The 20,214-nt window shown below is 30.5% G+C and carries 21 protein-coding genes; 10 read left to right on the forward strand and 11 right to left on the reverse strand.

Annotation, left to right across the window (positions count from 1 at the left end):
- The first annotated feature begins 62 nt into the window (after nucleotides 1-62).
- Complete coding sequence (locus tag AC3IF2_RS06330) at nucleotides 63-1,238, forward strand: GlmU family protein (protein WP_489166225.1); 1,176 nt, start codon at nucleotides 63-65, stop codon at nucleotides 1,236-1,238.
- 53 nt (nucleotides 1,239-1,291) lie between these two features.
- Here AC3IF2_RS06330 and AC3IF2_RS06335 read toward each other — a convergent pair whose 3' ends face one another.
- From AC3IF2_RS06335 to AC3IF2_RS06360, 6 genes are all read right to left on the reverse strand, one after another.
- A complete protein-coding gene (locus tag AC3IF2_RS06335) occupies nucleotides 1,292-2,032 on the reverse strand; it encodes a hypothetical protein (protein ID WP_489166226.1) in 741 nt (246 codons plus the stop codon).
- Nucleotides 2,033-2,216: 184 nt separating this feature from the next.
- Nucleotides 2,217-2,681: a hypothetical protein gene (locus tag AC3IF2_RS06340; RefSeq protein ID WP_489166227.1), complete on the reverse strand. Its 465-nt coding sequence runs from the start codon at nucleotides 2,679-2,681 to the stop codon at nucleotides 2,217-2,219.
- A gap of 359 nt (nucleotides 2,682-3,040) precedes the next feature.
- Nucleotides 3,041-3,757, reverse strand: coding sequence for a head GIN domain-containing protein (locus AC3IF2_RS06345; protein ID WP_489166228.1), 717 nt, complete (start codon nucleotides 3,755-3,757; stop codon nucleotides 3,041-3,043).
- Between the two features lie 27 nt (nucleotides 3,758-3,784).
- On the reverse strand, nucleotides 3,785-4,894 hold the full coding sequence (locus AC3IF2_RS06350) for a hypothetical protein (protein ID WP_489166229.1): 1,110 nt from the start codon (nucleotides 4,892-4,894) through the stop codon (nucleotides 3,785-3,787).
- 29 nt (nucleotides 4,895-4,923) lie between these two features.
- Entirely contained in the window at nucleotides 4,924-5,466 is a 543-nt protein-coding gene (locus AC3IF2_RS06355) for a hypothetical protein (RefSeq protein WP_489166230.1), read from the reverse strand.
- A complete protein-coding gene (locus AC3IF2_RS06360; RefSeq protein ID WP_489166231.1) occupies nucleotides 5,456-6,004 on the reverse strand; it encodes an RNA polymerase sigma factor in 549 nt (182 codons plus the stop codon). The genes AC3IF2_RS06355 and AC3IF2_RS06360 overlap by 11 nt, the downstream gene beginning before the upstream one ends.
- A gap of 248 nt (nucleotides 6,005-6,252) precedes the next feature.
- Between AC3IF2_RS06360 and lon the strand changes: the two genes are divergently transcribed.
- Together lon and AC3IF2_RS06370 are read left to right on the forward strand one after the other, a co-directional pair.
- A complete protein-coding gene (lon, locus tag AC3IF2_RS06365) occupies nucleotides 6,253-8,691 on the forward strand; it encodes an endopeptidase La (protein ID WP_489166232.1) in 2,439 nt (812 codons plus the stop codon).
- Between the two features lie 107 nt (nucleotides 8,692-8,798).
- Entirely contained in the window at nucleotides 8,799-9,617 is an 819-nt protein-coding gene (locus AC3IF2_RS06370) for a sterol desaturase family protein (RefSeq protein ID WP_489166233.1), read from the forward strand.
- Here AC3IF2_RS06370 and AC3IF2_RS06375 read toward each other — a convergent pair.
- On the reverse strand, nucleotides 9,614-10,108 hold the full coding sequence (locus AC3IF2_RS06375; protein WP_489166234.1) for a type III secretion system chaperone family protein: 495 nt from the start codon (nucleotides 10,106-10,108) through the stop codon (nucleotides 9,614-9,616). The two genes, AC3IF2_RS06370 and AC3IF2_RS06375, sit on opposite strands and share 4 nt — an antisense overlap.
- Before the next feature lie 130 nt (nucleotides 10,109-10,238).
- Between AC3IF2_RS06375 and AC3IF2_RS06380 the strand changes: the two genes are divergently transcribed.
- Genes AC3IF2_RS06380 through AC3IF2_RS06400 form a run of 5 tightly spaced genes read left to right on the forward strand, consistent with a single transcriptional unit; the run spans nucleotide 10,239 to nucleotide 15,141 of the window.
- Nucleotides 10,239-12,182: a BatA domain-containing protein gene (locus AC3IF2_RS06380; protein WP_489166235.1), complete on the forward strand. Its 1,944-nt coding sequence runs from the start codon at nucleotides 10,239-10,241 to the stop codon at nucleotides 12,180-12,182.
- On the forward strand, nucleotides 12,179-13,432 hold the full coding sequence (locus AC3IF2_RS06385; protein WP_489166236.1) for a dihydroorotase: 1,254 nt from the start codon (nucleotides 12,179-12,181) through the stop codon (nucleotides 13,430-13,432). The genes AC3IF2_RS06380 and AC3IF2_RS06385 overlap by 4 nt, the downstream gene beginning before the upstream one ends.
- 42 nt (nucleotides 13,433-13,474) lie before the next feature.
- Nucleotides 13,475-13,804, forward strand: a complete 330-nt coding sequence (locus tag AC3IF2_RS06390) for a DUF4870 domain-containing protein (RefSeq protein ID WP_489166237.1) — start codon at nucleotides 13,475-13,477, stop codon at nucleotides 13,802-13,804.
- Nucleotides 13,805-13,862: 58 nt separating this feature from the next.
- Nucleotides 13,863-14,516 (forward strand): alpha/beta hydrolase, encoded by a 654-nt coding sequence (locus AC3IF2_RS06395; RefSeq protein WP_489166238.1) that lies wholly within the window; start codon nucleotides 13,863-13,865, stop codon nucleotides 14,514-14,516.
- Nucleotide 14,517: 1 nt separating this feature from the next.
- Nucleotides 14,518-15,141: a DUF2490 domain-containing protein gene (locus AC3IF2_RS06400; protein ID WP_489166239.1), complete on the forward strand. Its 624-nt coding sequence runs from the start codon at nucleotides 14,518-14,520 to the stop codon at nucleotides 15,139-15,141.
- Between the two features lie 123 nt (nucleotides 15,142-15,264).
- Here AC3IF2_RS06400 and AC3IF2_RS06405 read toward each other — a convergent pair whose 3' ends face one another.
- The gene (locus tag AC3IF2_RS06405) at nucleotides 15,265-15,882 is read right to left on the reverse strand and encodes a class I SAM-dependent methyltransferase (protein WP_489166240.1); all 618 of its coding nucleotides are present in this window, start codon (nucleotides 15,880-15,882) and stop codon (nucleotides 15,265-15,267) included.
- Between the two features lie 5 nt (nucleotides 15,883-15,887).
- Complete coding sequence (locus tag AC3IF2_RS06410; RefSeq protein WP_489166241.1) at nucleotides 15,888-16,370, reverse strand: hypothetical protein; 483 nt, start codon at nucleotides 16,368-16,370, stop codon at nucleotides 15,888-15,890.
- A gap of 69 nt (nucleotides 16,371-16,439) precedes the next feature.
- On the opposite strand from AC3IF2_RS06410, the gene AC3IF2_RS06415 reads away from it, so the two are divergent.
- Nucleotides 16,440-16,835 (forward strand): MerR family transcriptional regulator, encoded by a 396-nt coding sequence (locus tag AC3IF2_RS06415; protein ID WP_489166242.1) that lies wholly within the window; start codon nucleotides 16,440-16,442, stop codon nucleotides 16,833-16,835.
- Between the two features lie 39 nt (nucleotides 16,836-16,874).
- Here AC3IF2_RS06415 and AC3IF2_RS06420 read toward each other — a convergent pair whose 3' ends face one another.
- Together AC3IF2_RS06420 and AC3IF2_RS06425 are read right to left on the reverse strand one after the other, a co-directional pair.
- Nucleotides 16,875-17,720 (reverse strand): phosphatase PAP2 family protein, encoded by an 846-nt coding sequence (locus AC3IF2_RS06420; RefSeq protein WP_489166243.1) that lies wholly within the window; start codon nucleotides 17,718-17,720, stop codon nucleotides 16,875-16,877.
- Nucleotides 17,721-17,736: 16 nt separating this feature from the next.
- Nucleotides 17,737-18,498: an MBL fold metallo-hydrolase gene (locus AC3IF2_RS06425; protein ID WP_489166244.1), complete on the reverse strand. Its 762-nt coding sequence runs from the start codon at nucleotides 18,496-18,498 to the stop codon at nucleotides 17,737-17,739.
- 89 nt (nucleotides 18,499-18,587) lie between these two features.
- On the opposite strand from AC3IF2_RS06425, the gene AC3IF2_RS06430 reads away from it, so the two are divergent.
- On the forward strand, nucleotides 18,588-20,042 hold the full coding sequence (locus AC3IF2_RS06430) for a TonB-dependent receptor (RefSeq protein ID WP_489166245.1): 1,455 nt from the start codon (nucleotides 18,588-18,590) through the stop codon (nucleotides 20,040-20,042).
- Nucleotides 20,043-20,214: the final 172 nt, after the last annotated feature.

The raw sequence follows: 20,214 nt of genomic DNA on the forward strand, positions 1-20,214 counted from the left end.
ATTAATAAATATGGTATTTGGCTATTGAATGACAAAACTTATCTTTGCCTAAAAGCTAATTAATGAACTACATCTTATTTGACGGAACTGTACGTAATGCCTTATTGCCCTTTACATATACACGACCTGTTGCAGATATTCGCATCGGTATTTTGACTATTCGTGAGAAATGGGAAAAACATTTAAGTTTTACTACAACTACTTTAACTGAAGAGTATTTAGAAGAAAAATACCCTATGGTAGAACTAGAAGAAAACATTATGATTAATGCTTCTTTTTTACCAACAATAGATTTAGTTGATAAAGTAAAGCGATTACAAAAAAATGAAGTAATTGTAAAAGATGATGAAATAGTTGCATTCTTTACTACTAATGCTCAAGAAGAAGTCGATTTTGATAGTTATACAACTATCGAATTTGAAAATAATTTACTTCAGGTAAAAAATACTTGGGACATTTTCTCAAAAAATGAGGAAGCCATAAAAGCAGACTTTGAGTTATTAACAGATGGTAGAAAGTCTGAACCTATACCTGATACAGTAAATTGTATTGGTAAAAATCATATTTTTTTAGAAGAAGGCGTTGATATTTCTTTTGCTACCTTAAATGCTTCTAAAGGACCAATATATATTGGCGAAAATGCCATTATTATGGAAGGTTCTCTAATTAGAGGTCCTTTTGCTATGGGACATGATGCTGTGTTGAAAATGGGAGCTAAAATCTATGGAGCAACGACTATTGGACCTATGAGTAAAGTTGGTGGTGAAGTAAATAATTCGGTTATTTTTGGGTATTCTGGTAAAGGGCACGAAGGTTATTTGGGTAACTCAGTAGTTGGAGAATGGTGTAATATAGGTGCAGATTCAAATAATTCGAACCTAAAAAATAATTATGCTGAAGTCCGTTTGTGGAGTTATGAAACTGAAGGTTTTGCAAAAACTGGTTTACAATTTTGTGGTTTGATGATGGGAGATCATTCTAAATGCGGTATTAATACTATGTTTAATACAGGTACAGTTGTTGGGGTTAGTGCAAATATATATGGAAGTGGTTTCCCTAGAAATTTTATTCCTTCTTTTGCTTGGGGCGGATCTTCTGGCTTTATGACATATAGAATGAATAAAGTAAACGAAGTGGTTAAAGCTGTGATAAAGCGTAAGCATTTAGAATATGATGATGTAGAACAAAATATTTTAAAACATGTTTTTGAGCTTACAGAAAAATATAGAAATTTCTAAATAAAAAAACTCCAGCTAAAGCTGGAGTTTCACTTTTTAATCAATTCAAATATTTAGATAGCTGGAAAACTAATACAGCTTAAAAATTCAATTCTTTCTTCATTATTTAAACCTTCATAAGCATAAAATGTAACTGGTAAATATTCAGCAGTATCAAAATCGAAAGGTTCATCTGCTTCTTCAATTGCTACTTCGTAAATATCATCTAATTTTAACTTAGCATTAAATCCTAAAGGTAAATAGTCTTTTGTGTTGAAGTCAAATACCTCATCTTCTTCTACAGTTGCATATTCTGTATATAATCCTTTAAATGCATCAAAGTTAGTTGGTAAATAGTCTTTAGTATTAAACTCAAATGGCTCATCTACTTCTTGTATAGCTATTTCTACAATATCTTCTAAATTTAATTCTGGATTGAATCCAACAGGCAAATAATCTTTCGTATCGAAATCAAATGTTTCATCTAATTCTTCTACTACTCCATAATCGATTAAAAATCCAGTATAGGCATTAAAATCAGCTGGTAAGTAATCATTAGTGTTAAACTCAAAAACTTCATCGGCTTCAGCTATATTAACTTCTTTGAACATTCCTTCGTATGCATTAAAGCCTTTTGGTAAATATGTTGCTGTATTAAATTCGAAACATTCGTCAACTTCCTCTAAATCAATAGTTTCAAAGTTTGGCACGTTGTTTGTATTATTTGATAGTGTAAGATCGGTTTCATATTCGATAGTTAACGCCGAAGTACTGAAAGCGATCAATAAACTAAGGCTTAAAAATATTTTTTTCATGGTTGTATGTTTTTAAATGTTTGAGTCTTTGTTTTAAAAATTTGTTACACTTATAAGACGATAGCTATTTTGTTTTGTTACCCTATTGGTTGATAGTTAAGAATACTTTAACACATAATTAGAGGTATCGTTAAATATATGTGAATAAAAAAGCCTCGGCTTTAACCGAGGACTCTTTTAAGGTTTATAGTTCGTTGACTATGGTACTCGTTTTATTAGGATTAAAATCTTTTGGTAAATACTTTTTAGTATCAAAATCAAATGATTCGTCTTCTTCTATCGTATTTATTTCTACAATAGATTCTAGAATGCTTTTATTTAAGTTGAATCCTATTGGTAAATAATCTTTTGTATTAAAATCAAAAAGTTCATCTACTTCTTGACTTACAGTACTAAATTCTATACCATACTTTTCTTCTAAGCTTAATTTAGCATCAAAACCTAATGGTAGGTAGTCTTTAGTATTAAACTCAAATGGCTCATCAACTTCTTCTTCTCCAACTATAACAGGGTAATTGTCTGTAGCTGTTTTAGGTTCATTGTTTGTAATTGTATCATTAGTAGTATATAATATACTTTCTGATAATTGTGTTGCAGTAGCTGTCAAAAAACTTATGGCTAGCATACTTGTTAAAATTAATTTTTTCATTTTTTTAAGGTTTTTTGGTTGTGTTCTTATTTTTAATTTAGTACTATGTTTTACAAGGTACTTTACAATAAGACGATCAAAAATATTTTTTGTTACACTTTTCATAAAATATTTTTAAATTTTATCTTTTAAAGTGATTGTAATCGTTTGTCTTTTATTACGTTACAAATATTTCTAAAATTTCAAAGGAGTTTCAAAAAAGAATAACTGAGCTGTTATTTTTGAAGTACGAATTGTTATATAATAGACGTCAATTAGTAAAAAATGTTACAAGAAATCGTAAAATATTATCATTTTAAGCACAAAAAAAGAGCAGTTTTAACTGCTCTTATAATTAGATTAGATATAATAATTTGAGTTTATCTAGAACTTACATTGCCAGATCCGCTTACTTTTACGTCTTGCTTTGCAGGATTACCTTTATAATATACATTGCCTGAACCTGATATTCTAGCTTTTAAATTGTCTTTAACACTAATTTTTACTCCGCCAGAACCGGCAATAGATACTTCAGCATCTTTTGAATTTAAATCGTAGGCATGAATATCACCTGATCCAGCTATAGCTGCTTTAACGGTATTAGTAGAACCTTCTAAATATATATCGCCAGAACCAGAAATAGCAGACTTAATATGACCTGTATCTACTTTTAGCTTTAAGTCACCAGACCCTGCTAAAGCAGCTTTAAATGAATCCGCTTTAATAACATCTTCTGAGTAAACATCGCCAGAACCAGCTAATCCTACCGATTCTATATCTCTAAAAGGAATTGTAATTAATATTTTCTTATGAGAAACATTAACTCCTTTCCTCCATTTAACCTTTAATTTACCGTCTTCAACTTTAGTAACTAGATATTCTAAAAGATTTTCATCAATATTTATAGTAAGCTTTCCTTCGGTACCGGCAACCAACTTAACATCAAAAGAACCTCCTACTCCAATCTTATCATATTCTCCAACAGTTCTGGTTTTAGTAACCATATTACCGTTACCTTTAACTCTCTTTTTAAGCCATTGGGCATTAACGTTTACTACAAATGTTACTGTTATTAATAGTGTGATTAGTTTTTTCATTATTTTAAATTTATAGTTTTATTTATTTTAATGGAAGGTTACACTTCCGTAATCAGAGTTTATTTTTATTGTAGAACCAGAGTTCTTGCTTTTATAATAACCTTCATAATATTTAGAAGAAGATTTTACAATTTGCTTAGAGATTTTGTATTTACCATCTTCTCTTTTAAATCCGCCATAACTTAATTTTAATTCAAAGTTAAAAGGGGCATCTGGTACACCAATCTTTACGCCGCAATAATCACCATTTACACTAACCGAATCAAAACCAGGTTTTAATTCTTCTATACGTAAAGACCCATAATCTGAAGTTATAGCTACTTTTTTAGAAATGGTACCTAACCTTGTGGTCAAATAATCACCATTTCCTGTAACTGTTGCTCCGTTATTAATCTTTAAACTTCCATAATCACAGTTATAATCTACATTGTCTAAGTTTTCAAAAACTGATGTAGTGTAATCGGCATTCAATCTAATATTGCCTGCGTCTTCTACAGTAAATTTAGAATAGTCTGCATTGATTGAGCCTCCATTCATTTTACCTATAGTTGAAGCGTTACAATAATCTATATTTATCTTATTATTAGTACTATGTAATTCGCCAATTATAATTTTTCCATAATCACAATTAATCGAAGCATCTCCTTTAATTTCATTCAATGAAATACTTCCATAGTCATTCATTAAATTTACATTGTTGGTTACTGGAACTTTTACCTTATAATTGATCTTATAATGTACATTGCTTTTTTTGCCCCAGCTCCAAGACCAACTAGAAGATTTCTTTTCAATAACTGTTTTAGCAGATACTAAGCTGTTACTTCCTTCTAATTCTACATCTATCATTTCTAGACGTTTCACAACTTTTTCCTCATTGTTTCCACTTACAGTAATCTTAACATCGATTACCACACGATTTTCATCCCAAGAAGTTACATCTACATTGCCATATCTGTTATTAATTTTTAACAAAGCATCAGCATTTACGTTGTACTCTTTTTTTACGGTTTTGCTCTTTTCATATTTTCCTTTATGATAATGGTTTTTGTTACAGCTATTTGGGCAATCATACGCCATTGCCAATGCTGGAATCATTATTAAAAGAAGTAGTAGTTTTTTCATATATATTGTTTTCATGACTTTATAATTAATAATTTGATAGTTAATTAAGCATTACTTAATTCACTTTTTAAGGTTTTAATTTCATCTAATTGTTGTAATAAGGTTTGTAAAACTTCAATGCGCTGTTGAAAGTTGTTGATCATAGCATAGATAATACGTTTATCTTGATCGCTATTTTCAAGTTCTAAGGTTAATTGATCATATTCTTTTTCTAACTCTTTTAAATGTATTAAAGCGTTATCTATTATTTCTTTATTACTATCATCACGTTGTAAATTGATGTCTTGTAATTCTTTTTCAATTGTAGAAACAAAGAAGCTTTGAGTTTCTTCCATTTCTGTAGATACTTCTGCTAATTGCATACCTTGTTCTGTAGTAGGGTTACCAAACCATAAACCAACTAATACTACAACAGATGCCGCTACTGCCAACCATTTCCATGTGTTCGGATTCCAACTTATATTCTTAGTTTGCTCAGACTGTTTGGCCAGTTTCGCTTCAAAACGATTAAAATGACCAATAGTTGGTTCTTGTAAGTCGAATTGACCTTCTAATTCTTTAAATCTTTTTTCTAAATTATCCTTCATAACTCAATACTAATAATTGACGTAATTTATTTTTTGCTCTAGAAATTGTTGTTCTACTATTTTGATATGTAATATTCATAATATCAGCAATCTCTTCGTAATCATATCCTTCTATAAGGTTCAGCGTTAATGCCACTCTATAATTTTCTTTTAATTGATTAATAGCTTCTGAAATTTCTTTTGCTTTAATCAAGGTGTAATCTGCATCTTCTACATCTTCTACCTTTTCAGGGATTACATCCAATTTAACCTCATCAAACCTATTATTCTTCTTTAATTGGGTTAAACTTCTGTTTATTACAATTCTTTTTAACCATGCACCAAAAGCAACTTCGCCTTTAAAAGTGCCCAATTTTGTAAATGCTACTAGAAACGACTCTTGCATAACATCTTCAGCTTCAAAGCTGTCCTTTAAAATCCTTACCGCCGTATTATACATTGCTTTATAGTACAACTTATAGATTTCGGATTGGGCACTAGACTCACCGCTTTTACAGCGCTCCAAAAGGTTTGTAATATGTTGATTTTTAGCTTGCAATGAATCGTTTCTGTTAGAAAGACAATACTGTTATTAAACTGTTACACTTTTATAAAAATAAATGTAAAATTTTTAATAAGAGTTAATTAATGTTAATAAAACTGCCTTGGCATAGGAATTGTCATATTATAATTGAAAAGAAGAATGATAATATGTATTTTACTGAAAATGAATTTTTTACAAAAAGGATGCATACATATTATTTCGAAGAATAAAACGTTTAATGTCATATTGACCTAGAAAGACCTATGAGTGATCCAAAATTTTTAAATCTTGACAGTTTGTCACTTCACAATATACTAGAAGAAGATGCAGAGTTAATACCTTTAATGACTCCAGAAGATGAAGAAGAAATTAGTAAAGAAGATGTACCTGAAATACTACCTATATTACCTTTAAGAAACACAGTATTATTTCCAGGTGTTGTAATACCAATTACTGCTGGCAGAGATGCTTCCATTAAATTAATTAAAGAGGCAAACGCTGGTGATAAAACAATCGGTGTAGTTGCTCAAAAAAATGAATTGGTAGAGAATCCTACAGCAGACGATGTTCATAAAATAGGTACAGTTGCCAGAATTTTGCGCATTTTAAAAATGCCAGATGGTAACACTATGGTGGTGATACAAGGTAAAAAACGCTTTGAAATTGGTGAATTTGTTCAAACTGAACCTTATATAAAAGCTACTGCAAAAGAAATAATAGAAGAAAAGCCCAAAAGAAAAGGTAAAGAATTTACCGAAATAATTGAATCTATTAGAGATTTGTCTTTAAAAATTATTAAAGAAAATCCTAATCTACCTAGTGAGGCTTCTTTTGCAATTAAAAATATACAGAGTAATTCTTTCTTAGTAAATTTTGTCTCTTCAAACATGAATTTGAGTGTTGAAAAAAAGCAAGAGCTATTAAATACAAATAGTTTAAAACAGAGAGCTTTATCTACACTTAAGGAGATGAATGTAGAATTGCAGCGATTAGAATTGCGCAACGATATTCAATCGAAAGTTCGCGAAGATATGGATCAGCAGCAGCGCGAATATTATCTACATCAGCAAATGAAAACCATTCAAGAAGAATTGGGTGGTGTTTCTTATGATGAAGAGCTTGAAGAAATGAAAGTTCGTGCTAAGAAGAAAAAATGGTCTAAAGAAATAGCTGATACATTTGCTAAAGAAATTGGTCGTTTACAACGTATGAACCCTCAAGTAGCTGAGTATTCAATACAACGTAATTATTTAGACCTACTATTAGACTTACCTTGGAATGAATATTCTAAAGATAAGTTTGATCTTAAAAAAGCTCAAAAAATATTAGACAGAGATCATTTCGGTTTAGATAAAGTAAAAGAGCGAATCATAGAGCATTTGGCAGTTCTTAAGTTAAAAGGTGATATGAAATCGCCTATTATCTGTTTATATGGCCCTCCTGGAGTTGGTAAAACATCTTTGGGTAAATCTGTTGCTGAATCTTTAGGTAGAAAATATGTACGTATGTCTCTAGGTGGTTTACGAGATGAAGCTGAAATCAGAGGGCATCGTAAAACATATATTGGTGCAATGCCAGGTCGTTTAATACAGAATATTAAAAAAGCCGGTACATCCAATCCTGTTTTTGTATTAGATGAAATTGATAAATTATCAAATAGTCATCAAGGAGATCCTTCTTCAGCAATGCTAGAAGTGCTTGACCCTGAACAAAATACTTCGTTTTATGACAATTATTTAGAGGTAGGTTACGATTTATCAAAGGTATTATTTATTGCCACTGCCAATAACTTAGGCTCTATTCCTTGGGCGTTACGTGATAGAATGGAAATTATTAATGTTAATGGCTATATTATAGAGGAAAAGATTGAGATTGCTAAAAAACATTTATTACCAAAGCAATTAAAAGAGCATGGTTTAACAAAAGAAGATTTGCAAGTAGCAAAACCTCAATTAGAAAAAATTATTGAAGGATACACTCGTGAGTCTGGTGTTCGTGGTTTAGATAAAAAGATAGCTAAAGTGGTAAGATATGCTGCCAAATCTATAGCTATGGATCAAGAATATAATAAGAAGTTGACCAATAATGATATTATTGAAATCTTAGGTCCTGCACGATTAGAACGTGACAAATACGAAAACAATGATGTTGCCGGTGTAGTTACTGGGTTAGCATGGACAAGCGTTGGTGGTGATATTTTATTTATAGAATCTATCCTTTCAAAAGGCAAAGGTGCATTAAGCATTACTGGTAATCTAGGTAAAGTAATGAAAGAATCTGCAACTATTGCATTAGAATTTATAAAAGCGAATGCTGATGATTTCGGTATTACTGTTGAAGAGATGGAAAAACAGAATGTCCATATTCACGTACCTGAGGGTGCCACACCAAAAGATGGACCAAGTGCTGGTATTACCATGTTAACTTCGTTAGTATCTGTTTTTACAAAAAGAAAAGTAAAATCACGCTTGGCAATGACTGGCGAGATCACTTTACGTGGAAAAGTCTTACCTGTAGGTGGAATACAAGAAAAAATATTAGCTGCAAAGCGCGCAAATATTAAAGAAATTATTCTTTGTAAGGATAATAAAAAAGATATAAATGAAATTAAACCTCAATATTTAAAAGGATTAAAATTTCATTTTGTCGATACTATGAAAGAGGTTATAGATATAGCTTTATTAAAGCAAAAAGTAAAATAATAACCTCATATAAATTTAAAGTTCTAAAAGCCTGTATTTTAATTAAAATACAGGCTTTTGTTTTTAGAATCATTTGTTACTTTTGTAAAACCCAAAATTGAAGTATAGTGGAAAGTTTCTTATTATTTTTTGAGCAGATGCCTTCTTGGCAAAAATTAGTTTGGATTTTTGTTTGTCTTAGTATTAGTTGGGGCTTCGAAGGCGGATTTCCTTTAGTGAACTTCAATTATAAAAAATGGTCTCATGCAGGTGTTAATCTTATTTTCTTAGCATGTAGCCTAGCTATCAATGTCATATTTGGTATTGCAACTGTTGGTGTATTTCATTATTTAGCAGAAAATCAATTAGGGTTATTATACTTAGTTGATTTACCTATTTGGGTTGAGCTCTTAATAGCAATTTTATTTTTAGATTTTGTTGCACAGTATGTAGTGCATTATTTATTGCATAAAGTAAAATGGATGTGGAAATTCCATATGATACACCATAGCGATACCAAAGTAGATGCTACTACTGGAACTCGTCACCACCCAGGTGATTATGTACTACGTGAAATTTTTGCTTTACTTGCAGTCATCCTTTTAGGTATGCCTTTTGCTTTTTATGTGGTATATAAAGTTGCCTCTATCTTTTTTACCTATTTTTCTCATGCAAATGTAAATATGCCTAAATGGATTGATAAACCCTTAAGCCTCGTATTTATAACACCAAATATGCATAAATTTCATCACCACTTTGAAAGACCGTGGACGGATACTAACTTCGGAAATATATTCTCTTTTTGGGATCGCATTTTCGGCACCCTTGTATATGATGATCCTAAAAAAGTAGTCTATGGTTTAGATGTTTTAGACGGTAAGCTTGATGAAGATGTATTGTATCAATTTAAAGTGCCTTTTGATAAGTCAATTAAAACAGATTATTAGATCTTTTTCTTTTTTTCTTCTAGTTTCTCTTTCCTCTTATCAGGAAAAGTCAGTCCCGTACTGTTGTAGGTTGTGCCATATGTATGTGCTGCAGTATAAACCTGTTGTATTGCACTAACAACTTGTTCTCTGTCTAGCTCTTTTAGCGGATGAATAAATACAGACCAGAGCAAATCGTTAGAAATAGCATATTTAACATCTAAAGCTGTATGAAAATTTGCTTCCATAACCTTTAACATATCTGTATACGCTAATTTTTTTTGTTCTATAATTGGTGACATAATTCGCATTCTATTATTATTTTGGTCGGTAACACAAAATAATAATCTATCTTTCATCATAAATTGCCAATTTCCTTCTTTACCTCTTAAGCTATCTGCTACAACATAGATAATTTTACCAAGCTCTTCGTTATTCATTTCTTGAGCCTTAACTGTATTAAAATTTAATGCAAGAAAAAAAATAATGGAAATGGATAAAATGTCTTTCATAATCTAAATATTTCTAATTTCGACAGTATAAACCGATTTTCCTTACCAAATTACAGATTTAATTTTACATTAACATTTTCCTTTTTGTACTTCTATATAAATTATTACTTTTGACAAATCAATTTGAACAATGCAATTTAAGCACCCAGAGATTCTTTACGCTTTATTTTTGCTACTCATTCCTATCATTGTTCATTTATTTCAACTAAGACGTTTCGAAAAAGTTCCTTTTACCAATGTAAAATTCTTAAAACAGGTAGAATTACAAACTCGAAAAAGTTCTAAATTGAAGAAATTCTTGATTCTTTGTGCAAGATTGTTAGCCTTAACGGGATTGATTTTTGCATTTGCTCAACCATATTTGAGTAATCTTAAAAAGGAAGAAGTACAAAATACCTATATCTATCTTGATAATTCTTATAGCATGCAAGCCAAAGGTAGTAAAGGTGAATTGCTTAAAAGAGCTAGTCAAGACATTATTGAAAATTTCTCAAATACTAAAAATGTTAATTTAATTACGAATGATAAGTTTTTAAAAAACCTTTCACAAGAAGATTTAAAAAAGGAATTATTAGAACTTAACTACCACCCAATAAAACAAGATATAAATGCTACACTATTTAAAATAAAAAATGAATTAAAAAATAATAAAAATACTTTAAATGAAGTTATTTTAATATCTGATTTTCAAAATAATAAAAAAATAAATATTGATAGTGTTAATTCATATAATTTTGTTCAGTTAAAACCAGTTAGGCAAGAAAACATCAGTATAGATAGTATATATATTTCTAGCCAAAATAACGAAAATATTACGCTAGAAGCTATTCTTAAAAACTATAATTCTAGTGCCGAAAACGTTAGTATCTCTTTATATAACAATACTATTTTACAAGGCAAATCTAATGTAGAATTCACAAAAAAGGATAAAGAAATCACTGAATTTGTCATCCCAAATAATGGTAATTTCAATGGTCGTTTAGTGCTCGATGATTCGAATCTAACTTTTGACAACGAACTCTATTTTTCCATAAATAAGGCTGATAAAATAAACGTATTAGCTATTGGCGATGATATAGATTATTTATCGAGAATTTATACAGCAAATGAGTTTAATTATACCTCTACTCAACTTAATCAATTAGATTATAGTTCTATTTTAGAGCAAAATCTCATCATTATTAACGAATTAGAAAACATCCCCAATTCTTTAGTTAGCAACTTATTAAGTTTTACGAATAATGGAGGAAGTTTAGTTATTATTCCAAATGTTAATAGTGATATTAACTCTTACAATGCTTTATTAAATACTTTAGGTTTAGGTAGTTTAAATAACAAAATAGAAAATGAATTAGCTATAACTGATATTAATTTTTCACATCCGCTACTAAATAATGTCTTTGAAAAACAAATCAAAAATTTTCAATATCCAACTGTAAAATCATATTATAGTACCTCTTTACCAAATAGTTCATCTATCCTAAAATTTGAAAACGAATCATCTTTTATATCACAATCTAAAATTAGAAATAGAACAGTTTATTTTTTAGCTTCTAGTATTAATAAAGACAATTCTAATTTTAAAAATTCACCTTTAATTGTACCCATTTTTTACAACTTTGGTAAAAATAGTTACAAGCATTCAGAATTGAATTATACTATTGAAAGAAACAATCAACTTGAAGTTAAAGCAAAGCTTAATAAAGATGATATTTTACAAATAGCAAATGATACCGAAAGTTTTATTCCACTACAACAAATAGGTAATTCTTCAGTTAAAATCACTTTAAATAATCAACCTTTGAAAAGTGGATTTTATCAGTTAAAGAATAAAGATCAAGTCATTAAAAATATTGCATTTAATTACGATAGAAACGAAAGTAGTTTAACTTATAATGACGTTGAATCATTTACTAAAGAAAAATCGAATGTAAAGTATTTCGATTCTGTACAAGATGTATTAAAAACAATAAATAAAGAATATCAAACAAGTAATCTTTGGCAAGTTTTTTTACTGCTAGCCATATTATTTTTACTAGCAGAAATTGGACTACTTAAATTTTTAAAATCATGAATGTTCTTATAAAGTCAGCAACAATTATTGATTCGAATAGTCCGCACAATGGACAACAAAAAGACATTTTAATTGAAAACGGTGTTATTACCAAGGTAGCCAATAACGTCGCTAACTCGAACAAATACAAAGAATTAAAGCTAGATCACTTACATGTTTCTTGTGGTTGGTTTGATACAAGCATTTCCTTTGGCGAACCTGGCTTTGAAGAGCGTGAAACCATAGAAAATGGATTAAAAGTAGCGGCAGCGAGTGGATTTACAGCTGTTGCCATTAATTCTAATACAAATCCGTTTATAGATAATAAGTCAGCTGTTGAGTTTCTAGTTAACTCAGCTAATGGAATTATTGGTTTGTACCCAATTGCTAGTTTAACCAAGAATTCTGAAGGTAAAGATCTGGCTGAATTGTATGATATGCAGCAATCTGGCGCTATTGCATTTGGTGATTATAATAAATCAATTAGCAATGCCAATCTTATGAAGGTTGCCCAATTATATACCCAAAATTTTAACGGTTTAGTATTGAGTTACCCTGACAATAATCAGATTTCGAATAACGGATTAGCTAACGAAGGGTATAACAGTACTCGATTAGGATTAAAAGGAAATCCTGCTTTAGCAGAAGAGCTTCAGGTTTCTAGAGATCTTTTTTTATTAGAATATACAGGAGGCAAATTACATATACCAACTATTACCACAGCTGGCTCTGTAAAATTGATAAAAGAAGCTAAAAAGAAAGGTTTAGATGTAAGCTGTAGTGTATCTGCACATCATTTAAGCTTAACAGACGATGAGTTATCGCCTTTCGACTCTAACTATAAGGTTTCTCCACCACTACGCTCAGAAAAAGACTGTAAAGCACTAAGAAAAGGCATCTCAGATGGAACTATAGATGTTATAACTTCTGATCATAATCCTATAGATATAGAAAACAAAAAGTTGGAGTTTGAGAATGCTTTAGACGGAACAATCGGATTAGAAAGCCTTTTCGGAGCAGTTAATTCAGTAATTGAATTAAATGATATTATAAAATGCTTGAGTGAACTTCCGCGTAAGCGATTTGGTTTAGAGCCAATAAGTATTAAAAAAGGAGAAAAAGCAAATCTAACATTATTCGATCCTTCGGTAGAATATACTTTTAGCGAAGATCACATTCTGTCTAAATCGAAAAACTCAATATTTTTAAATAAAAAATTAAAAGGGAAAGCCTACGGAATTATTGCAAACAATAAATTAGCTATCAATTAATATTATTATATTTACTACAATTAACCAAAATGTAAAAATCAAATGGAAAATGTAACCGTAAAAGAAGGGAAAACAACTGCAATAATAGCTTATCTATGGATTATTGGCTTAATAATAGCTTTTGTTATGAACAGCTCTAAGAAGAATTCATTTGCTTCTTTCCATATTAGACAAGTTGTAGGTTTAATAGCAATTCACCTTATTATTTACTTTTTAGAAAGGTATTTAGGTATCGGTATGATAGCTTGGGTATTAGATTTAGGATTATTAGTTCTTTGGATAATAGGTTTTATTGGTGCTATACAAGGTGAAGAAAAGAAAGTTCCGTTATTAGGAGACCAGTTTCAAGAATGGTTTAAAGGAATAGGATAAAAGAATAGAAACATATATTTTTGAGTCGCACAAATTGTGCGACTTTTTATTTTATTACATGAAACAATTATCATTAGAATATTTAGTAAGACAGCCAAAAACAACAATAGAAAATCCTCCGCTAATCATCTTATTACATGGTTATGGTAGTAACGAGCAAGATCTTTTTTCTTTTGCAGGTGAATTGCCAAATGAACTATTAATTATAAGCGCTCGAGCACCATTAACTTTAATGCCAAGTAGCTATGCCTGGTACGAAATACATTTTGACAATACAGACGGTAAATTTTCTGATATTCCTCAAGCTAAATCAGCTAGAGACACTATTGCTACTTTCATAGATGAGGTAAAACAAGAATTTAAGGTAAATAATGATAATACTTTTTTACTAGGATTCAGTCAAGGTACTATTTTGAGCTATGCAGTTGCTTTAAACTATCCAGAAAAAGTACAACATGTTGTAGCCTTAAGTGGTTATATTAATAATGAATTATTATCAGAAAATTTAAATTCAGAAAATTATAAAAATTTGGACTTTTTTATTTCTCATGGCAGTGTAGATCAGGTATTACCTGTTGATTGGGGGCGAAAAGCTAAGCCATTTTTAGATAGCTTGAATATCGAAAATAGTTATCAAGAATATCCTGTTGGCCATGGTGTAGCTCCACAAAATTTTTATGCTTTAAAATCTTGGATAGAAGAACGTATTTAAAATGAAAAATTACTTAACCTGCATTATTATTTTATTCGTTTCATTTTGTTATGCTCAAAATGATAATATATTATGGAGTTCTGTACAATTACAAACGAAGGCTTCAGATAAATTGACTTTGAATTTGAAACCTATATTTAGGTTTAATGATGATATTTCTGACTTCCAAAATGCATCAATAGATATTTTTGCTAATTATAAACTTGGTAAAGGTTGGTCAGCGCAATTAAGTTCTAGAACTTGGTTTATACCAGATCAAAAGCCTAGACAATTTATTTGGCCAGATATTGCGTATGGTTTTACAAAAGGAACCATAAAAATTGATAATAGATTACGATATCACCTAGCGTTAGATATAAACGATCGTAAAGATCCAGATTTTTTACGATGGAGTCTTCGATTTATGTATAACAAAGGAAAAGTAAAACCCTTTTTTGGTATAGAGCCTTGGTTTCGATTAAATGGATTTGAGCAATGGCAACGTATTCGTTATATGCCAGGCATAAATTGGAAGCTAAATGACACCTACTCTTTATCTTTTACTTATTGGAAAGAAGATAGTATTAATCTAGACCCAAAAGTTAACAACAATATCTGGCTAGTAAACTTGTTGATGAAAATTTAATACCAGTATTGATTATCTATAAAGTTTGAGTGAACTTTGCTTATCGGTAGAATAATATTAACCTGTACTGAGTGTAGTCGAAGTATTAAAACGAATTGATAATCCATATAGTTTGCATGTATTCTATCGCAATTTTGCCGTGCCAAGAAAATTATAACTGGCAGGTTTCCAACCGGGAATATATTTAGAGTCCAATGTATTTATTATTAATCCATTTTCCTCAATAATGGTTGGAATATCTCTATTGAGCGTACAACCACCACCTAATTGTTTCCAGATTGGATTAATGAAATTTTGCCATTTTTGAACAGATTTTTCTGGAGCTTTACCATGTTCACAAAAAATAACTTTTCCGTTTGTTTTTAGTACTCTTTTAATTTCATCAAAAGCCTCAGTTATATTAGGTATCGAACAGAGTGTGTAGGTAAAAACAACTGTATCAAAACTATTATTGTTAGAAGGAATATTTTCAGCAACTGCTTTTACGAAATTGAATTCAAAAGATAATTCTTTAGTCTCTACGCGATTTTTATTCCATAGTTCGATAGAAGGGTCAATAGCTAAAAGGTTTTTCACTTTTTCTTTATTGTAAAAGGGCAAATTCAAACCCGAACCAACACCAATTTCCAAAACATTGCCACTAGCTAAAGGAATAATTTTTTCTCTTTGCTTCATATTTGGTTGTTGATTGCAAGTCCAATCAATCACCTTTGGAAGAAGGTATTTGTTGTATAATCTCATAGTTTTCAATTATATTCAGCTAAAAACATTTCCAGCATCTTTTTAGACTCTAAAAGCCCTGAAATTTTGAGCAGAATACTATTTGTTCGATGGATCTTAATTTCAAATGTGAAAAAGGGACAACATCTTTTTTCTGTTATAATATATTCTGTCATTTTTAATAAGAATTTTTCATCGTATGGAAAGGAAAATAAAAATCCCGCTTCGATTTCTTTAGTACTCCTTACTCTAGAAAACACTTCTTTTTGAAGTTCATTTTTTCTTTCAGCCAGTTTAGATTCTATTAAATTACAGGCTATTAATTCGTATTCTTGCTTACCTATTTCGAAATCAATTGAGGTTTTTTGCTTAATGGAAATAGATTTTTTTTCGCAACAGTTGGCTGTACATGCTAATGGTTTTTTTGGCGAAAGCCCATTGAACCCAGATGTTAAATTTCCCCAAATAGTCCTTATTCTCGAGAACTTCATTTCATTTTTATTTGACATATTGGCAAAGATAAACCATGGAGTATAGTCAACGGTCAAGGAAAAAATCACTATTTTTAGAAAAAAATTATGCTAATAGGAGAAATTTCAAATAAAACGGGCTTATCTCGAGATACCATACGATTTTACGAAAAGAAAGGACTAATTAAGGTTAATCGTTCAGAATCTGAATGGAATAATTATAAGCAATATAGTGAGCAGAACCTTAACACCTTATTTCTAATAAAAAAATCGAAAAGTTTCGGTTTTACTCTTAATGAAATAGCAGAAGTTCTAGAATTGTTTGAATTGAATAAGGCCAACTGTTCTACAATAGAATTAAAAGTTGAGGATAAAATAAAAAAGATTGACAAAAAAATAACGGAATTAAAGGCAATGAAGAAAGTGATTCTAGAAAAAGTTGTCTCATCCAAACTTGCGTGTGATTCGGAATTAAATAATACAAATTGTAAAATTTTATCATAAGAAAAGAACGACATGCCAACAAAGCCTATGAGCGAAATTTTAAAAAGTCCCTACAAAACCAAGCTTATTCGGGCTAACATTTAATCGCCAAGAAATTTTATTTTTTCTTTTAAACTTGTATTTATTATTGTCTTTTAAGTAATTATCTATGCTGTCTACAATAAAAACACTTAAAACTATACCAATGGTAACATCTGTTAACCAATGTGAGCCAGACCATAGTCTAGAAATTGGGGCAATTAGACCTGCGCCATAAATTGGTGCTTTTACCCACCAGTTATCAAACTGTCTAGCAACCGCATGTGCTGTGGTAAATGATAAAATAGCATGCCCCGACGGGAATGAGTGATAGGCACCTTCGCTACTAAAAGGTTTAAAAGAGCCTCTACCTTCAAAAGTTAAAGGTCTAGCTCTACCAAAAGCATTTTTAGATAATGTTTGTATAAAACCAGCGGCAGTAGCAGATGCAATTAATAAAACACCTGTATGTCTAATCTTTTCGTTTCTTGTAAATAATCCAACACCATAAATACCAGCAGAAAGCATATAGTTATTTTGTGGTGCACCAAAATACCAACCAAATTCTTTTAAAATCTGAGGTGCATTTTCTTCTTGATTTATAAAATATTCTGAGCTTTCTTCGTCAAAACTGTACAAAATAATAGTGCTAAGAGCAACACCTCCTAATTTTAAAAAATCATCTCCTTTCCAGTGCAAAGGTCTTGTATATGCATGTTTTAACCCTTCAAATGCTGTTTTACCATCATATTTCATCATTTGCCAGATAGATTCTCGCTCTATACTATCCTTTTCTTGCTGTGCATTTATCGAAAAAATACACAACATCAATAAAACTGTAAATAAACTTTTAAAATTAGCTTTCATTTATTTTCAAAAATATCTAAACGTTAATTTTTAACCCATCGTACGCTAAACGCACATTTTCTGGCAGTTCTTTTTCAACTTCAGTATGGAATCCTAATCTATGGCTAATATGTGTTAAATAGGCTCTTTTAGGCTTTAATTTATTTATAAAAGCCAAGGCTTCCTCAAGATTTAAATGTGTAGGATGCGATTCTATACGTAAAGTACTAATTATTAGTACATCCAAATCGTTTAACTTTTCTTTTTCCCTATCAGAAATTGATTTAAAATCAGTTAAATAAGCAAAATCATCAATGCGATATCCAAAGATTGGTATCCTACCATGCATATACTCTACAGGAATAACATTCTTATCACCTAAAACAAATGGTTTATTATATAAAATCTCTATAGAGGCGCTAGGCGCTCCAGGATAACGATTTACTTTAGTAAAAATATAATAAAACCGTTGTTGCAAATTATCAGTGATCCGTTCGGGCACAAAAAGAGGCACGTCTCCCATTTTATGAGTAAATGGCCTAATATCATCTAAACCAGCGGTATGATCTGCATGTTCATGGGTAAAAAGTATACCATCAATCCTATTTACCTTTTCACGTAATAACTGTTGTCTAAAATCTGGCCCACAATCAACAATAAAACGATAGTCATTCCATTCTAACATAATAGAACTTCTCAGCCTTTTATCTCTTTGATCATCAGATAAGCATACTGGGTGGTCATTGCCAATAATTGGTATTCCTTGTGAAGTTCCTGTGCCTAAAAATGTAACGACCATTCAGAAAAATTTCTCAAAAATAACGCTAATTTATTTAATAGAATTAATCATTGTTAGTACATTTGTAACAAACAAAAACGCTTAGTAAAATGTCTATTACTCTTAAGGGAGACAAAGAAATCGAAAATATCCCCTCGGTTAAAAGAAAAGCACTTCGAATTAATTTAAACGAATTTTTATACGGAACCTTTGCTGAAATTGGCGCAGGTCAAGAAACTGTACGTAATTTTTTTAGAGCTGGTGGTGCATCAGGCACTATTGCTAAAGCAATGTCTGCCTACGATAAAGATTTTTCTGACGCTATCTATGGTATAGAAAAAGACAAGCGCTATGTTACAGAACCTCGTTTAAAGAGGATGCTTACGCATGAGATTGAATTAATGGAAGATCGTTTAAGTAGAGACAAACACCCAGATAAATTATTCTTTACTTATGCTAATACCGTAGCTACAATAGACTTTGCTAAAAAATTTAAAGGTCATGGTTGGGTTGGTGTTAAGTTTCAATTAGATGCCCTAGAAGATTATAATGAAATTGTAATGCACATCCGTTTTAAGCAGACAGATGCACGTTTGCAACAAGAAACACTAGGTATATTAGGTGTAAATCTTCTTTATGGAGCCTTTTACATGAATGACAGACCTAAAGATCTTTTAAAATCTTTTTACGATCATTTAGATAGAGATCAGATAGAGATTGACATGATCAATTTTTCTGGGCCACGATTTACATATGTTGACAACCGCTTAATGAGCTTACAATTAGTCCGTAATGGTATGACAGATGCTGTAATGTTCGGACCAGATGGTAATAACTTATTACCAGCTCAAGAATTATATAAAAAGAACATACTTGCTTTACGTGGAAGTTTTAGACCTGTAACTAAAGTGAACATGGATATGTATGAAAAAGCATATGACATGTTCTTACAAGAGCGAACTGTAGATGAAAAGAAGAGCAAAGTAATTTTTGAAATTACTTTAGCCAATTTAAGAGCAGAAGGTAAAATAAATGAGCGTGATTTCTTAGATAGAGCGGAATTATTATGCTCTCTTGGTCAGACAGTTATGATAACTAACTTTCAGGAATACTACAAATTAGTTGAATACTTCTCTGAGTTTACAAAAGCACGTATGGCATTAGCCATGGGTGTTTATAATTTGGTGCAAATTTTTGATGAAAAATACTATCGTCATTTAAGTGGTGGTATACTTGAAGCATTTGGTAAATTATTCTTTAAAGATTTAAAAGTATACTTATACCCTCTTAAAGATCAAGACAGCGAAGAGTTTATTACTAGTGAAAATTTAAAAGTGCATCCACGTATGAAAGAATTGTATAAATTCTTTAAATACAATGGAAAAATGCTAGATATTAAAGACTTTGATCCTGAAATTTTAGATATTTTCTCTCGAAAAGTTCTAAAAATGATTATGGATGGTGAAGAAGGATGGGAGGAAATGCTGCCTGATGGTGTAGCCGAAATCATTAAAGAGCATCGATTATTTGGATTTTCAAGAAGACGTATAGTTGGTAAGCGATAAACCGACCTTAAAACCTTATTTGGTAAGCTACAACACTAAAAATTAGAATATTTTACTATATTTGATAACGTTCAGATGTTATTTTTAATATTATAAGTTCATTTTTTTTGATTATTTAATGTGCACAATAAATAAGTTGATTAATAGAGAATTACAAATATTTAAAATGACG

Source organism: Maritimimonas rapanae (assembly GCF_057837205.1).

Coding starts and splice junctions, on each gene's coding strand:
- lon (WP_489166232.1), top strand. CDS start 6,253: ATGAGTGATCCAAAATTTTTAAATCTTGACAGTTTGTCACTTCACAAT.
- AC3IF2_RS06415 (WP_489166242.1), top strand. CDS start 16,440: ATGCTAATAGGAGAAATTTCAAATAAAACGGGCTTATCTCGAGATACC.
- AC3IF2_RS06390 (WP_489166237.1), top strand. CDS start 13,475: ATGGAAAATGTAACCGTAAAAGAAGGGAAAACAACTGCAATAATAGCT.
- AC3IF2_RS06355 (WP_489166230.1), bottom strand. CDS start 5,466: ATGAAGGATAATTTAGAAAAAAGATTTAAAGAATTAGAAGGTCAATTC.
- AC3IF2_RS06425 (WP_489166244.1), bottom strand. CDS start 18,498: ATGGTCGTTACATTTTTAGGCACAGGAACTTCACAAGGAATACCAATT.
- AC3IF2_RS06350 (WP_489166229.1), bottom strand. CDS start 4,894: ATGAAAACAATATATATGAAAAAACTACTACTTCTTTTAATAATGATT.
- AC3IF2_RS06420 (WP_489166243.1), bottom strand. CDS start 17,720: ATGAAAGCTAATTTTAAAAGTTTATTTACAGTTTTATTGATGTTGTGT.
- AC3IF2_RS06430 (WP_489166245.1), top strand. CDS start 18,588: ATGTCTATTACTCTTAAGGGAGACAAAGAAATCGAAAATATCCCCTCG.
- AC3IF2_RS06405 (WP_489166240.1), bottom strand. CDS start 15,882: ATGAGATTATACAACAAATACCTTCTTCCAAAGGTGATTGATTGGACT.
- AC3IF2_RS06375 (WP_489166234.1), bottom strand. CDS start 10,108: ATGAAAGACATTTTATCCATTTCCATTATTTTTTTTCTTGCATTAAAT.
- AC3IF2_RS06345 (WP_489166228.1), bottom strand. CDS start 3,757: ATGAAAAAACTAATCACACTATTAATAACAGTAACATTTGTAGTAAAC.
- AC3IF2_RS06410 (WP_489166241.1), bottom strand. CDS start 16,370: ATGTCAAATAAAAATGAAATGAAGTTCTCGAGAATAAGGACTATTTGG.
- AC3IF2_RS06330 (WP_489166225.1), top strand. CDS start 63: ATGAACTACATCTTATTTGACGGAACTGTACGTAATGCCTTATTGCCC.
- AC3IF2_RS06380 (WP_489166235.1), top strand. CDS start 10,239: ATGCAATTTAAGCACCCAGAGATTCTTTACGCTTTATTTTTGCTACTC.
- AC3IF2_RS06385 (WP_489166236.1), top strand. CDS start 12,179: ATGAATGTTCTTATAAAGTCAGCAACAATTATTGATTCGAATAGTCCG.
- AC3IF2_RS06340 (WP_489166227.1), bottom strand. CDS start 2,681: ATGAAAAAATTAATTTTAACAAGTATGCTAGCCATAAGTTTTTTGACA.
- AC3IF2_RS06395 (WP_489166238.1), top strand. CDS start 13,863: ATGAAACAATTATCATTAGAATATTTAGTAAGACAGCCAAAAACAACA.
- AC3IF2_RS06335 (WP_489166226.1), bottom strand. CDS start 2,032: ATGAAAAAAATATTTTTAAGCCTTAGTTTATTGATCGCTTTCAGTACT.
- AC3IF2_RS06400 (WP_489166239.1), top strand. CDS start 14,518: ATGAAAAATTACTTAACCTGCATTATTATTTTATTCGTTTCATTTTGT.